The organism is Capnocytophaga granulosa ATCC 51502 (genome assembly GCF_000411115.1).
GTDB lineage: Bacteria > Bacteroidota > Bacteroidia > Flavobacteriales > Flavobacteriaceae > Capnocytophaga > Capnocytophaga granulosa.
In genome coordinates this window covers 1-16,435 of record NZ_KE150257.1, presented here as the reverse complement: position 1 = coordinate 16,435, position 16,435 = coordinate 1, and the positions used below count along the sequence as shown (strand labels likewise).

The following is a 16,435-nucleotide window of genomic DNA, read 5'->3' as shown; positions in this document are numbered from 1 at the left end:
AAGAAATGAAAAGTGAATAGTGAGCTATTTGGTTGTTCACTTTTCACTTTTCACTATTTGTTAATCATTAATCATTAACCTCTACCCCCTATGTTAAAGCAAGAACAAGCCGACAAGTTCCTAGAAAAGTATGAGCCTAAGCAGCTCAAAGAAGCGGATTTGGCTTCTTTCTCTACTGCCTACCAACAGTTGGGCAAGTATATCACCAACCTGATAGACTATGATGAGTCATGTGTCTTCGAGCGAGAGTTTGCTTCCTACAGCTTCCCTGATAAGCTTTGGGAGAGCAAGGAGGGAAAGGCTCTGGCCTTGCTGCTCTTTGGCAAGGAAATAGCCCCTTATGTGCAGCGCGTTTGGGACTCGCTGCTGGCCTATCCCTACCAAAGATGGTGGGGGCGTCGTCCTTTCCGCTCGAAAAATCCTGCAGACTATACCGAGGTGCAACTCTCTAAGATGTGTACGCTGCATCACTATTACAGCTCAGGGGTAGGCGTGCTGCCTATAGCTGAGCAATTCCAATATGTAGTCTATAATGAGTATAATGTGGAGGCTTTCTTTGCTTTGCTCCTTGACGAAAAACCCGATGCCTATTATGAACTCTTCAAAGACATTTTCTCCAGTGAGCATGAGATAGGAGGGGTATGTCCCGTGTTGATTAAGGCAGCCCTGATAACGAACGACACCCGCTACCGCACTTTGGTAGAGCAGCTCCTTTTGGCCGCTCAGCTTCAGGAAGGCTTAAGGCAGATGATCTTGGAATCCTTGGACGAAACCTCTTTGGCCTCCTTGCAGCACTTTATAGGAGTCATTTTGGAGCACAACCTTACCCGCTTTAGCAGTGTGGTACGTGCGGTAGATGTATGGTTTGGCTTTGGTTGGGAAGCGCCCCAACAGTCGGTGATTAAGCGCACTTTGGAGCTGTCACAAACTTTTCTTTCCGACCGTGTGGCTGCCGAGAAAGCCGTAAATAGTAAGGACAACATAGAGCGCTATGTCTCCCTATGGGCAGTGGGGGTACGCAGTGTACAACAGGCACTGGACTTGGCGGTGAAGGCTATCCAAGACCCTCAGACAAGCCACGAGGGACGTATTGTTACCCTTTACTTTGTACAGCAAACCCAAATAACCTACACAGATATAGCCACTTATGCAGATGCCCATTTCGGAGAAGCTCCTGATTTGGACTATTGGCTCTTGCAGAATCTCCCAAAGGGCAACCCTTCCCCAGTGCTCTTTGACCGTATGCAGGCCGTTGCCAAGACGCTGCCTAAGGAGGGTAAACACTTTGAAGGTGTCGGCTTCCGTTGGCTCAGCTTTACCCTAAAGCCGCAGGATATCTACCGCTTTCTTATAGGCGAGGCCAATGAGGCGCAACAAGAGCGCTTGGCCGCAGAACTCTCGGAAATCCCTGTGGAGGAGCGCCAAAACCTCCTGCAAAATGTGTATCCAGTGCTGGGACGAGGACGCTACTATTATGAGAGTGAGGCAGAGAAGAAAAAGAAACCTGAAAAATATCCAGCCGACTCTTGGCAACGTGCCTTAGTACGTACAGCTCTGAATGACAAGGCGGCTATGGTAGCCGGGATTGCTTTTGATATTTTCAAAAAAATACCTTTGGTACATGAGGATATACTTGCCATAGAGCAGGTACTCTCCCGCAAGAACAAGGAGCAGCGCAAGGAGAGTGTGGCCTTGCTTATCAAGCAACCCGAAGCGGTGCTTAAGGACAGTACCTCTCGCCTTATTGTCTCCAAGAGTGCCGACCAGCGCTTGGCGGCTTTGGAAATTCTCTCTGTATTGCAGGAAGAACAAAGGCTTACCGATTATGTAACCGAGCAAGTGGAAGCCTATAGGGGGCGTAAGCTCACCAAGAACGAGCAGGTACTGATGGACAAGCTCGCTTACAACTCTGATGAGACAGGAGAAGTGCGCTATGACCTCTCCAATGGATTTGGCGTGATTGATTTTGACAGACTTACCCCTTTTGTCTTGCCTCAGCCTCAGTTTGACAAGGAGCGTAAGGAGAAAAAAGGGGGACTATTTAAGAAAAAAAGCGACTTTCTCTTTGATAAAATTGTGCGGGTAGAGAAAGTACGCGAAGCCCTCAATGATCTATTGGTGATATGGCGTAAGCACAAAGACTATGAATACCAATACGAAGGCTATCAAGGGGCTACCATAACCACTCTTTTGGGCAAAGAAATCAGGCGCCAGCACCAAGAGCAGGAAGGCGAAACCCCTATGGATAGGCTCAATGACCTGCCACTGGCAGAGCTTTGGAAAGACTGGCACCAAAAGCACCAGCTCAATGAGATAGAATACGAATACGCCATACGCTATTGCGAAAATATCTTTTATGAGAATGAGATACCTAAGCAGCTAAAGGACTATTTGGCAGGCTATTACCCTGACTTCAAGGTGGCTTTCAAGGGTGATTTGGGAAATTATTACGACAGTGAAGCCCGCCGCTTGGAAGACCTTTTAGCCCCTATAAGCGAGGCCTATGCCGAAGATAGAGTGTTTTTGGTCAGCTTTAAGCTCTCTGTCTTTGAGGATGCGTTGGCTACCTATCCGCCAGAGAAGCGTAAGGTGAAGATAGAGCGCGATTATGACGATATGGACTGGACAGAGGTGATTGATGAGTTTGTTATCTCTATGAATCAAGTTGAAAATGGAGATATAGACTATTATACCCCTGAGCAGCGCTTGAAACTTTGGCAGTTACTTTACTATGTATATGCCCAAAAACAAACCAAGGACGACCTTACTATCTATAACCCCCAAGAGGTACTGACAGACTTACGAGCCAAGGTACGTGAGAGTGAGCGCCTACCAGGGGTAAATGGAGGGCTAGCAGGGCTGACCCTGACGCTCTACCGAAAAGGACAACTCTCGGCAGATGACCTCTTATTCTTCTGTCTCTTGGAGGATGATCTCTTCACTGTTGCGCAAGGAGGGGAGAACTACTTCTACCGAAGATTGCCTGAGGCGCTCAAAACTTCGCTTACCTTCCCCGATACCCAGCTGGAACTACTCAAAACGCGTATGCTCCAAGTAGAATTGCAACGTGGCGACCTACCTACCGATGCTTCTATCTACATACGATACCTGCAAGAGATAGAGGGCATGCACTACTTCTTTGAGGCCTTGGAGCGTATGGGCAAGGAGCCTTTCGCTAAGGGCTATTACTACGGCAATGATCTTACCAAGCGCCGTACCTTCAGCCATATCTTGGAGGTGAGCCAGCCGAATGCGACGGATACTTTTGCGGCCTTTAAGGCGCATCTGGACAAGATCAAAATCACTGATAAACGCCTAGTGGAAGCCGCTTGCTATGCCCTACATTGGGCAGACTGGATAGGGGACTACCTCCAGATCAAGGACTTCAAGGAGGCTATTTGGTGGTTTATCGCCCATACGACCGATTATATGGACGCAGAGAAAGAAACGATTGTCTCCCAATACTCTACCGTACCGCGTGATGACTTCCAGCGTGGTGCTATAGATGTGGATTGGTACCATCGCGTACATAAGGCGGTGGGCAAAGAGGGCTGGAAGCTGATCCAAGAATCGGCCAAGTACCTCTCTGACGGTATGGGCTATCGCCGCGTAAAGCTCTATTCAGCGGTGCTTATAGGTGAGATTAAGTTGGGCGAAGTAATCCAAAAAATTACTGAAAAGAGAGACAAAGACTATGTCATGGCCTTAGGACTAGTGCCTATCAACAAAAAGAAGGAAGAGGAAGACTTAGTAAGGCGCTATAACCTCTTGCAAACTTTCCTCAAGGAAAGCAAACAGTTCGGTCAGCAACGCCAAGAGAGCGAGAAGAATGCGGTGGAGATAGGTCTGGACAACCTCTCCCGCAATGCAGGCTATGAGGATAGTATCCGTTTTAGCTGGGCTATGGAGGCCAAGGCAACCCAACAGATTATGGAAAAGGCAACCCTTGTACTGGACGACACCACTATTAAGTTGGTTATTGACGAACAAGGCAAGGCAGAATTGGAAGTAACCAAAGGCGACAAGACCCTGAAATCTATCCCTGATAAGTATAAGAAAGACAAGCAGGTAGAAGCGCTCAAGGATAGCAAGACCTACCTAACAAAACAGTACAGCCGTACTCGACTATCTTTGGAACAAGCCATGCTTTCCCAAACGCTCTTTACAGCTGCTGAATTGGCCAAAATCTTGGAACACCCTGTGGTAAAGGCCATGCTTAGCAAGCTCGTACTCTTCAATCCAGAGACCCAGGCTTCAGGCTTTTGGCAAGATGGCAAGCTCTTAAGTGCAGAGGGGACACTCACACCACTTAAAGCAGCCGATAAGCTGCTGATTGCACACCCAAGCCATTTGTTCTATGCGGTACAGTGGGATTTGTACCAAAAGTATCTGTTTGATAAGGAAATCAAGCAGCCCTTCAAGCAGGTATTCCGTGAACTCTATGTGCCAACCAAAGACGAACTGGAGACCAGCAACCGCAGCGAGCGCTACCAAGGTCACCAAGTACAACCTCAAAAGACGGTGGCACTGCTCCGTGGTCGTGGCTGGACAGTCAATTATGAGGAGGGACTCCAAAAAGTATATCACAAGGAAGGTTTCCGTGCGACGATCTATGCAGCAGCTGACTGGTATACCCCTTCGGATGTGGAAGCACCAACGCTAGAGTATGTAGTCTTCTACAATCTTAAGGACGGCAAGGAAGTGCCAATGAAGGAGATTAATCCTGTGATCTTCAGTGAGGTGATGCGCGATGTGGATTTGGTAGTCAGCGTAGCCCATGTAGGAGGCGTAGATCCCGAAGCCTCTCATAGCACTATGCAGATGCGCGGTGCTTTGGCTCGTGAGAGCGCACGTCTGTTCAAGCTACAGAACGTAGAGGTCAAGGAGCGTTATATTCTTGTCAAAACCGAGCATGGGGATTACAGCCTGCATCTGGGTAGTGGTATGATTAGCCGTGGTGGCTTGCAAATCAATGTAGTGGCTGTACAGAGCCAACACCGAGGCCGTGTATTCCTCCCCTTTGTAGATGACGACCCGAAGACCGCTGAGATTATCAGTAAGATGAAACTGCTTTCCGAAGGGAAAATCCGTTAATAATGATTAATGGTTAATGATTAATGCCAATAATTATTAACTATTAATATGAATCAAGGGTTAAAATCTTTTGTAGAATCTAATTTGTTAAGACACAATTTATTGTGTCTTATACAGTTAGTGAATAACATTTTAACTATTGATTCGTGTTATTAATCATTAACCATTAATCATTAACCATTAATCATTAACCATTAATCATTAACCATTAATCATTAACCATTAATCATTAACCATTAATCATTAACCATTGACAATTAATCATTAACCATTAACAATTAACCATTAATATCATGCTAAAAGACGAACAAGTAGCAGAACATTTGGCGCCCCATAAGCGGGAGTCGCTTAAGAAAGAGGCTTTTGCTTCTTTCTCTGAAGCCTACCAGCAGTTAGGGATCTATATTGCTGATATCTTCTATTATAGGGAAGAAACTAAATTTCGTGAAAAATTCACCTCCTTTGGCTTTGCTGATAAGTTATGGGAAACAGAGGAAGGCAAGCGCTTAGCCGATTTGCTTTTTGGAGAGGTACAAGCCCCATACGTACAACGTATCTGGGACGATGCCTATAAGTACCCCTACCCAAGCGATTGGTATCGCCGACCTTTCCGCTCGCCCAACCATGAGGACTATAGGGAGACCCAACTGAAGGTGCTTAAGTGGCTTTGCAGACTCCGCAATATGGGAGTTGGCGTGCTACCCATAGCCGAACAATTCCAATATGCTGTCTATAAGGGTGCCTCATCGGATATTTTTGCTCAGGTGATTTCCGAGAATCCTGATAAGTATTATTCATTGGTGGAAGAGATCTTCTTGGGCGAGGACGAGATTGGTAAGGTGTGCGCTTCCTTGGTAGAGGGCTGCCTCATGGTGGAAGATAAGCGCTATCATACTTTGGTAGAGAAGACCCTTTTGGCGGCGCAACTTCAGGAAGACCTCCGCCAGATGATTTTGGAGGCCTTGGACGAGACAACGATCCCTGTACTCCAACACTTTATAGGAGTGATATTGGAGCACAACCTCAATCGCTTTAGCAGTGTGGTACGTGCGGTAGATACTTGGTTTGGCTTTGGCTGGGAAGCCCCCCAGCAGTCGGTGGTCAAGCGTACCTTGGAGCTGGCACAGGCCTATTTGGGTGACCTTGATAAGGCACGCGAAGTAGCCGTTAGCAGTCAGGACAACCTGGAGCGCTATGTAGCCCTATGGGCGGTGGCCGTTTATAATGTAGAGGAAGCCTTGCACTTGGCCGTAACAGCACTGAACAATACCAAAACAAGCTACGAGTCTTGTGTGGTGGTACTCTATTTTATGCGTCAAACCCAAAAGAAGACCGATGAAATCCTCTCTTTTGCCGAAAACTATTTTGGCATAGAGCCCGCTTGGGATTACTGGATTTTGCAGAACCTACCACAGGGCAAGCTCACCCCAACCTTGTTTGACAAGGTACATGCCTCAGCTAAGAAGCTCCCTAAGGACGGCAAGAGCTTCGAGGGCGTAGGCTTCCGTTGGCTTAACTTTGCTATAAAGCCTTTGGATCTCTATCAGGCGATGCTCAAGGCGGCCAATGAGGAGCAACAACAGCTCTTGGCTGGGGAACTGGCAGAAATTCCTGTGGATGCCCGCCATGTCCTACTAGACGATATCTTCCCTGTGCTCTCTCGTCGTAGCGGTTATACTTATTATATTAATGATGAAGAAGATAATACTCCCCCTGAGAACTATCCAGCCGACTCTTGGCAGCGTACCTTGGTGCGTACCGCTATCAATGACAAAGGAGCTTATGTAGCCAGCAAGGCAATGGAGGTGCTCAAGAAAGTGCCTTTGGTGCATGAGGATATCCTCGCTCTAGAGCAGGTACTCTCCCGCAAGAACAAGGAACAACGCAAGGAGAGCGTGGCCTTGCTCGTTAAGCAACCCGAAGCAGTGCTTAAGGACAGTACCTCCCGTATGATTGTCTCCAAGAGTGCCGACCAGCGCTTGGCTGCCTTGGAAATTCTCACCGTATTGCAGGAGGAAGAGCGACTTGCTGACTATGTCACCGAGCAGGTGGAAGCCTATAAGGGGCGTAAGCTCTCTAAGAACGAGCAGGTGCTCATGGACAAACTCACCTACAACCCCGAAACAGCCACTGAGCTTAGGTATGACCTTACCAACGGCTTCGGAGTGCTCAACTTGGACAACCTGACCTCTTTTGACCTACCCAAACCTATCTTTGATAAGGAACGAAAGGAGAAAAAGGGCGGTTTCCTCTTTGATAAGCTCGTCAATGTAGAGAAGATAGGGGAGGGACTTAGCGAACTCTTAGCCCTATGGCGCGCCAACAAGGATTATGAATACCAATACGAAGGCTATCAGGGAGCTACTGAGACGACCCTCTTGGGCAATGATATCAGGCGACAACACAAAGGGAAGGAAGACGAGACCCCTATGGATAGGTTGAGTGACCTACCACTGGCCGACCTATGGAAAGGCTGGCACGAAAAATACCAGTTTACCGAGATAGAGTACTATTTTGCCAAGCGCTATTGTGATCATCTCTACTATGAAAATCCCAAGCCCAAAGGCTTAGATGCGTTCTTGGCGAACTACTATCCTGATTTCAAGGTACATTTTGAAGGGCAAATTCATAGCTACCGCGGAGAAGCTCGTAAGGCAGAAGACTTATTAGGGTATCTGATGAAGGCTTATAGTGAAGACAAAGCCCTCTTGGCGAGCTTTAAGCTCTCTGTTTTTGAAGACGCTTTGGCGACTTTCCCCAAGGAAAAGCGCGGGGAGATCTACAAGCGCGGTTATTCTTCCTTGGATTGGGACGATGTAGTGACGGATTATGCCGCCGTAGTCTATTATGGAGACGATGGAGACTTCCCTTATTATAGCGATGACCAGCTCTTTAGACTTTGGCAAATCCTCTATTACCTATATATAGAAGGAAAGAAGGACTTAGATGCCCAGAAGAATACGATAAAGGATGTTCTTCCTTATGTACGCAACTTTGTACGCCGAGAAGAGCGCCTGCCTCGCATCAACGAAGGCTTGCTACAATTGACCCTTATGCTTTATAACAAGGGCAGACTTACTACCGATGATCTTATTTTCTTCTGCTTGCTCAATAATGAGCTCTTTGCTATGGCACAAGGAGCAGAAAATCACTTTAGCCGACGATTGCCTAAGTGGATCAAGGATACCCTTACTTTCCCAGAAACCCTCTTGGAGGAAGTCAAGACCCATATGCTCCAAGTAGAATTACAACGTGGTGACCTGCCTACCGATGCCTCCGTATATATCAATTCGCTCAGTGAGATAGAGGGTGCCCAATACTTCTTCGAAGCCTTGGAACGTATGGGCAAGGAACCTTTCGCTAAGGGCTATGGTAGCGGAGTGGGCAAGCGCTATACCTTTAGCCATATCTTGGAAGTAAGTGCACCTAGTGCTACCGATACCTTTGCGGCCTTCAAGAAACACTTGGACGAGGTGAAGCTCAGCAAGCAGCGCCTGGTGGAAGCCGCCTGCTATGCCCCTCACTGGACAGAGTGGTTGGGTGACTACCTCAAAATCAAGAGTTTCCGTGAGGCTATTTGGTGGTTTATCGCCCATACGACCGATTATATGGACGCAGAGAAAGAAACGATCGTCTCCCAATACTCTACCGTACCGCGTGATGACTTCCAGCGTGGCGCTATAGATGTGGATTGGTACCAACGTGTCCATAAGGCGGTGGGCAAAGAAGGTTGGAAACTGATCCAAGAGTCGGCCAAGTACCTTTCTGACGGTATGGGCTATCGTCGCGTAAAGCTCTATTCTGCGGTGCTTACAGGAGAAATCAAACTCACCGAGACCATTAAGAAGATTACTGAAAAGCGCGATAAGGATTATGTAATGGCCTTAGGTTTGGTGCCTATCAATAAGAAAAAGGTAGAAGAAGACTTAGTAAGCCGCTATAACCTCTTGCAGACCTTCCTCAAGGAGAGCAAGCAGTTCGGTCAGCAGCGTCAGGAGAGTGAGAAGAATGCCGTAGAGATAGGTCTGGATAACCTCTCCCGCAATGCAGGTTATGAGGATAGTATCCGCTTTAGCTGGGCAATGGAGGCCAAGGCGACCCAACAGATTATGGATAAATCTACCCTTGTGCTGGACGACACCCAGCTCCAGTTGGTGGTAGATGAGGAGGGTAAGGCCGATATTATCGTTACCAAAGGCGACAAGACCCTCAAGTCTATCCCTGATAAGTATAAGAAAAACAAGGAAGTAGAAGCGCTCAAGGACAACAAAACCTACCTAACAAAACAGTACAGCCGTACCCGTCTGTCCTTGGAACAAGCCATGCTCTCCCAAACACTCTTTACAGCTGCTGAATTGGGCAAAATCTTGGAACACCCAGTGGTAAAGGCAATGCTTAGCAAGCTCGTACTATTTAACCCTGAGACCCAGGCTTCAGGCTTTTGGCAAGACGGCAAGCTGTTAAGTGCCGAAGGTACCCTTACCCCACTCAAGGCAACCGATAAGCTGCTGATTGCACACCCAAGTCACCTATTCTATGCGGTACAATGGGATTTGTATCAAAAGTATCTCTTTGACAAGGAAATCAAGCAGCCCTTCAAGCAGGTATTCCGTGAACTCTATATTCCTACCAAGGACGAACTGGAGACCAGCAATCGCAGCGAGCGCTACCAAGGTCACCAAGTACAACCTCAAAAGACAGTTGCCCTACTTCGTGGTCGTGGCTGGACAGTCAATTATGAGGAAGGACTTCAAAAAGTCTATCACAAGGAAGGTTTCCGTGCGACAATTTATGCAGCAGCCGACTGGTATACCCCTTCGGATGTAGAGGCGCCAACCCTCGAATACGTGGTCTTCTACAATCTTAAGGACGGCAAGGAAGTGCCGATGAAAGAGATCAACCCAGTGATTTTCAGCGAGGTAATGCGCGATGTGGATTTGGTGGTGAGTGTAGCCCATGTAGGAGGGGTTGATCCCGAAGCCTCTCATAGCACTATGCAGATGCGCGGTGCTTTGGCTCGTGAGAGCGCACGTCTCTTTAAGCTCACTAATGTAGAGGTTAAGGAGCGTTATATTCTTGTCAAGACCGAGCATGGGGATTACAGTTTGCACCTCGGTAGTGGTATGATTAGCAAGAGTGGCCTACAGATCAACGTAGTAGCCGTACAAAGCCAACATCGTGGCCGTGTATTCCTCCCCTTTGTAGATGACGATCCGAAGACTGCCGAGATTATCAGTAAGATGAAACTGCTTTCCGAAGGAAAAATATACTAATAATGACTAGTGACTAGTGACAAGTGACGAATGGTTAATTCCTGTGTATAAGGTATTAGTCGTTAGTCACTTGTCATTTGTCATCTGTAATTAATACGGTTCGTGCTTAGAAACACACCTCTCGTGATATTTTTAAAAAAACACTTTTTTTATTAAAAAATTTTTATACCTTTGCTTTTGAGAATAGGCGAGGGCTGTGATCTCTGCAAGAGAGCATAGCCTAACCCTTAATCATTTGTTTAATAATAAGTTATAAACAAAAGTTGATAACTTATGTGGATAACTAAGTTTTATAAGATAACCAAAAACATACCATCATGAGAAGGTTTTTGTATTTTTTAGTAGTATTGAGTACATGCTTTGTATCTACAAAGATGTGGGGGCAATTTGGCCCTTTTTCAGAAGATACGCCAGTGACGATGCGTTGGAATAATAATAACCAAGCTATTAAAGGTGATTTTGTGCAGATAGGTAATTATTGGGCAGGGAATGGAGCTACAACTTCAGCAACTCTGAAAATACAGTCTGCAAGTTCTTGCTTACGAGTTAAGTGGGCTGGTTTGTATTGGGCGTCAACCTCATCAGGAGGAGCTAATCCTAATGCTGCTGAGTTGACAAAGATTGATTTTAAAGTTCCTGGAGAGAATTTTGTGACTTTAGTAGCAGATGAGAGAAAGACAACTATATTTGGAGGTTTTGAGCATTTGTGGAATTGTTATAAGGATGTAACATCTTTGGTGCAGAATATAGGAGCTGCTTTTAATAATGGAGAATATTCTATAAAGAACTTTTATGGGAGTACATTTGGAATATGGACATTGATAGTAGTGTATGAGGATGTGGCACTTAGTTCATCTAAAATGCTTTACATATATGATGGATGTGAAAGGAATTTTCAAACTTATGGAACTAATCCTCCTAAGATAATACCTATTTCAGGATTTCAAACGCCACCAGCACCTGCTGCAATAAAGGCTAGAATGGCTATTTGTACAGGAGCAGGAGAAACAGGAACACCTGATGAATTGATGATTAATGGTAATAGACAAGGACAAGGAGGAAGACCTAATAACTATGATGACTATATGGATGGCTCCATAACATTTAATAACTCTTCGTCTGCAATGGTGAGAAATCCAGTTATCAATTCCTATGCAGATTTAGATATATTTGATATTGACAACCCTAATAATACTGTAATAAGAAATGGAGATACATCCTTACAGATAAAATTTACAGCACAAGATGCCTATATCACCTATACTGTAGCACTTTCTATTGATGCTATTGCTCCTTATATAGAAACCCATAAGGAGGTATTAGGTTTACAAAATGGTCAATGGAAAGACTTTACAGGAAAGACAGCTGACTTTGGAGAGGCGCTTAAGTATCGTCTTAAATTCCGTAATATAGGAAATGACAATGTACGTGATGCGGTTTTGGAAGATCTTTTGCCCCAAGGGGTAACCTATGACGATATAGAACAACCACTCCCTACGGGGGTAACTTTTGTATCGGCTACGCCTAACTATAACAATACAGGGCGTACCATGGTGAAGTTCAATGTGGATCCTTCGATTTTACCTTATTCGTCTTCGGCACCTTTCTCCGCCCCTATCACCTTTAAGGTGAAGGTGCAGCCCGATTGTGCGAACCTCATAGATTTTTGTTCCAATGAGTTCAAGAACCAAGCTGAGATGGTCTATCATGCGGCCTTGGATAATAAGGAATACCGTACAGGCTCTTTTGCTACTGCCGGGGGAGCTTGTGACCAAAACAATGAGAGTACTACCACCTTCTTTGTCAAGGACGATACCTGTGAGGTACAAGATCTGCCTTATTGTGGAAACACAGTACTCAAGGGGGGCGCTGGCTTTGGCTCTTGGAAATGGACAAAAGAGGGACAAGCTGGGGTCATAGCCACCACTCAGGATTTGTCTATTTCTTCTCCTGGGGTGTACTGGGTAGAGCGTACCCCGCCTGCTGGTGGAAACCGTTGTAACAATAAGCTCAAGATAAAGTATAATGTACAGACCCGCTCTGGGGATGATCAGCATCCTATGCGTGATGCGTCCTATGTCACTGAGCGCAAGGTGTGTAATAATACAGGGATCGAATACCTCGGTATAGGGGTATGTAATGGTACAGAGACCCTGACTATTACTAATAGTGCCCTCACCGATGGTCAAGTAACTTGGTATAAATACAAAACTCAAAGAGCACCAGGAAACTGTCCGCCCGATGTAAGTCACTCTGGTATTCAGAATGATAGCAATTGGCAATTGGTACATACAGGCAAGAGCTATGATTTGGCACCAGCCAATGTGGATGCCAACGGCTCCGAGTTCGCCGTACGCCTGGGCTATCAGAACTGTCCGCTTACCTATCACTTCCGTGCCTATAAGGGAAATGTAACCTATAGTGTAGATAAGGAGAATATCATCTGTGGAGAAGGAAAGATCAAAGTATCAGCTATTTCTTCAGGAGCCTATCAGTATAAGCTCAAAGGGCCTAATGGTTCTTCTCAATATCAAGATTTGTTGCCTGTAGGAACCACTGCCTTTGATATACCAGTAACCCAAGCAGGACAATACGAGGTGTATTTGCGTCCTAAAGTAGCTCAATATCAGGACAATGTATGTCAGTATAAGAAAACAGTAGATATAGAAGCGGTAACCGATACCGATGCGCTTACCCTTACTCAGGTGGAGGCCGTACAATGTGTGAGCAACAACCCTGGTACAGGGAAGATGCGCGTGGTGGTCAACTCCTTCGTAACCCTACCTGTAAAGGTAGTCGTTAAGAAAGGAGCTACCCATATTGTAACCTATACAGTGACCAATACCACAGAGCTTAACTCTGATAACATAGCCTCTGTAAAGAACCAACTCTATAACTTGGTAGCGGGCAATGACTATACGGTTACCCTAACCCCTACTTATAAAACAGGTTGTAACCCTACGGTAAGTAACTTCGAAATCACCCAAATACCTGAACTTAAGATCAACAATGCCGTAGCCAAGTCCCTTACTTGTGGTAGTGAAAAAGAGTTCTCTATCACTGTACAGGGAGGAAAGCTCAACCCTATCAATGGGCGCTATTCTTTCACCATCGATGGGGTAACGAGCAACAACATAAGTGTAAACTTTGAGGGCAAGACAGGCAACCCAGAGGTACATACCTATAGTGTTAAGTTTAAGGATAGCTGGGCAGGTACTCCTAACCCTAAGACCTATACGATCAATGTATGGGATCAGAACAACTGTAAGGCATCCAAGGATGTCAGCTATACTTATCAAGAGAAACCACTCTTTAAATTGGAAAAAGTAGCCGATGCCGTCTGTGGGCCTACTTCAGGGTCTTTGAAGATTACCATCACCAATGGGAATTTTAGTCAAGGAGACTATACCATAATATATAAGCTGATCAAAAAGAAAGCCGATGGTACTTGGCCAGATTGGGATGCTGCTATTAAGGCTCAAAGCAATCCTGTCTTTACAGGGCTTGAAGCAGGGGACTATAGGGCACGTATCGAATATACGAAGGGTGCCCAGAGCTGTCACTATCCTGAGGATTGTATCGTCATCACTCCAGAGATGGGGCCACCACCGCCACCGGTATGTAACCCTCCTCATACCGATCCTAAGGAACAAACGCTCGTTAGTGGTAATGGTGCCTTGCGCTTCTTCCCAGGGGTAGTACAGCTAACTTGTGAGACCCCAGCTGCCTCAGCAGAAATTGTAGTGGCCAATGTGTCAGGGGGCTTTAATAACTCATATGAATATAATATTGACGGAGGAGCTTGGCAGTCAAGCAATCATTTCCCTAATCAAGCGCCAGGGACTCATAAGGTAGGGGTGAAGAATACAGGGACTCCTTTCTGTGAGGCCTATCAGGATGTAGAGGTAAAACAACCTATAGAGAAACCACAGCTTCCCTTTGAGCTTACCTATGATTGCGATGGTAGGGCACGTATGAAGATTACTACCAACAAGGCCAACTATAGCTATAAGGTAACCAATACACCTGGGACTTTGCCAGGTACCCCTCCGGCAGGTAACTTTACCACAAGTACCGTACCCGTGGTGGATTTCCCTGATTTGGCTACCACAGGCAACCAAACTGTAAGGGTTTTCTATAAGGAAACAGCTGCACCAGAACCAATAGTGCTTATCAAGGAAGACTTTGGTACAGGATCTCCTGTATGTGGATTGCCAGGAGTGCCCTCCAACTGGGGCTGTGGTACGCCTGATAATCACCATTATATCAGTGGTTATAACAATGGCTATTTGGATTCTAATGGTTGTTGGACAACTCCTTATGACCATACCAACCCAAGCCCTACAAGCGATGGTCGTTTTGCTTTCTATAATATAGGAAATGTAGGTGGTATGGGTTCAGGAGGTATACTTTATGAAAAGCATGTAAAAGATATAGAACCAAATCAACCTATCAAGTATAAGCTCTACTTATTCAATGTGGTACATATAGGTTGTAATATCATCCGTCCTAATGTAGAGATACGTTTGGTGGATTCCGGAGGCAATGTGATTACTTCTCAGTCCTCAGGAGAGATAGCTCCTAACAATAGGAACCGTGAGGAATGGCATGAGTTCTCAGGACAGCTCAATTCTGGTACGAATACAGAGTTTTCTATCCAAATCCGCTCTATAGCCGTAGGATACAGTGGTAATGACCTTGCCATAGACGACATCTATGTATATCAAGAGCCTAAGGCTTGCCCAAGTAGTTATATAGATATTACTACCCAAATTGCTGCCTCAGCCAGTAGAAGGATGAAAGTTTCCATCACCCAAAAGACCGAAGAGACATGTTATCAGGCGAACAATGGATCAGCGCAGGCGAAGGTAGAGAATTATGGTAACAAGGACTATAAGTGGCGATTAGTAAAGGCGGGCACGGTAACGCCTATATTGCAACAGGGCACGAAGAATGAGGAGCGTTTAGATTTGCAGGGATTGACCGAGGGCAATTACAGTTTGTATATTACGGCCAATGCTGCTATAAAGAAGTTTTCTGATGGTCAGGCCTGTGATATAAAGGTAGATTTTGTTATAGTGGGTCATGACAAGGTAACGATCACCCAGCGTGGAGGTGCTTCGGCACATACCTACTTGGATTGTGGAGAAGGGCGTCGTAGGATATTGGTAGTTGATGGACATAAGACCTCACCAGATCCGTCAGCTTTGTTCCATGTAACAGGAGGCAAGCAGCCAGGAACATATAACAATTATACGATAAAGGTAAAGGATCCAGCGGGAGCGGAAGAGACATTGCCACGGGATACAGATGGCAAGTATTGGTATACATTTTCTTCAGAGGGAGACTATCAGATAAGGATAGCGGATGTGAATGGCTGTAAGGATGCGGCTGCCTTATATAATTATAAGGTAAAGAAGCGAGTAGCGCTCAGTCCGATCAAGGCCGAATTTGAGGATTGTACCAATAGTTCCAATACAGGTATAGGGTCACTTAAGATCAAGGATGCCGCAACAGGTCATACTCCTACATGGGCAGCCACACGCGACTATACCAGTACGCTCCAGTACCAATGGAAGAAGAAGAGTGAGCCAGACACAGCGTGGTCAGCACCAAGCACTTCTGATGTGATAGCTGCCTCTACGGTAAATGGCTGGGAGAAAGGCGTAGTCTATGTCATCAGAGCCAAAGATGAGTACAATTGTGGTCAGGAGATAGAGGTAACAATCTCACCAGAGATAAATAACTTAGCTCAGGCGGACTATACGGTAACTCAGCCGACAGCGGCATGTGGCACATCATTAGCTACCCAAGGAAAAATCACTGTAGATGCAGTCAGAGGCGGCAGTCCAGCAGCGACATACCACTATGCCTTTGTAGATAGGACGAATGCTACTGATCCACAGATTGCCCCAGCAGATTCGGATTATACTGGATCTAACTTCAAGAGTGGTTTAGCACCAGGCTATTGGGATGTTTACATCAAGGATGTGAATACTTCCCCTAAGACCTGTGGTAAGTTAGTAACAGGTGCTACGGGCATCAAGATAGAGAGTCCAGTAGCTCCC

At 45.9% G+C, this 16,435-nt stretch carries 3 protein-coding genes; all 3 read left to right on the top strand.

Features of this window, described 5'->3' with window-relative positions; all coding sequences use genetic code 11:
- Window positions 1-90: 90 nt before the first annotated feature.
- Entirely contained in the window at window positions 91-5,094 is a 5,004-nt protein-coding gene (locus tag HMPREF9331_RS10155) for a DUF4132 domain-containing protein (RefSeq protein WP_016420855.1), read from the top strand.
- A gap of 293 nt (window positions 5,095-5,387) precedes the next feature.
- The gene (locus HMPREF9331_RS10150) at window positions 5,388-10,367 is read left to right on the top strand and encodes a DUF4132 domain-containing protein (protein ID WP_016420854.1); all 4,980 of its coding nucleotides are present in this window, start codon (window positions 5,388-5,390) and stop codon (window positions 10,365-10,367) included.
- 374 nt (window positions 10,368-10,741) lie between these two features.
- A partial coding sequence (locus tag HMPREF9331_RS10145) for a DUF11 domain-containing protein (RefSeq protein ID WP_040357457.1) occupies window positions 10,742-16,435 on the top strand: 5,694 nt, incomplete at its 3' end.

Excerpts from the sequence above, each read along its gene's own strand:
- HMPREF9331_RS10155 (WP_016420855.1), top strand. The coding sequence starts at position 91 with ATGTTAAAGCAAGAACAAGCCGACAAGTTCCTAGAAAAGTATGAGCCT.
- HMPREF9331_RS10150 (WP_016420854.1), top strand. The coding sequence starts at position 5,388 with ATGCTAAAAGACGAACAAGTAGCAGAACATTTGGCGCCCCATAAGCGG.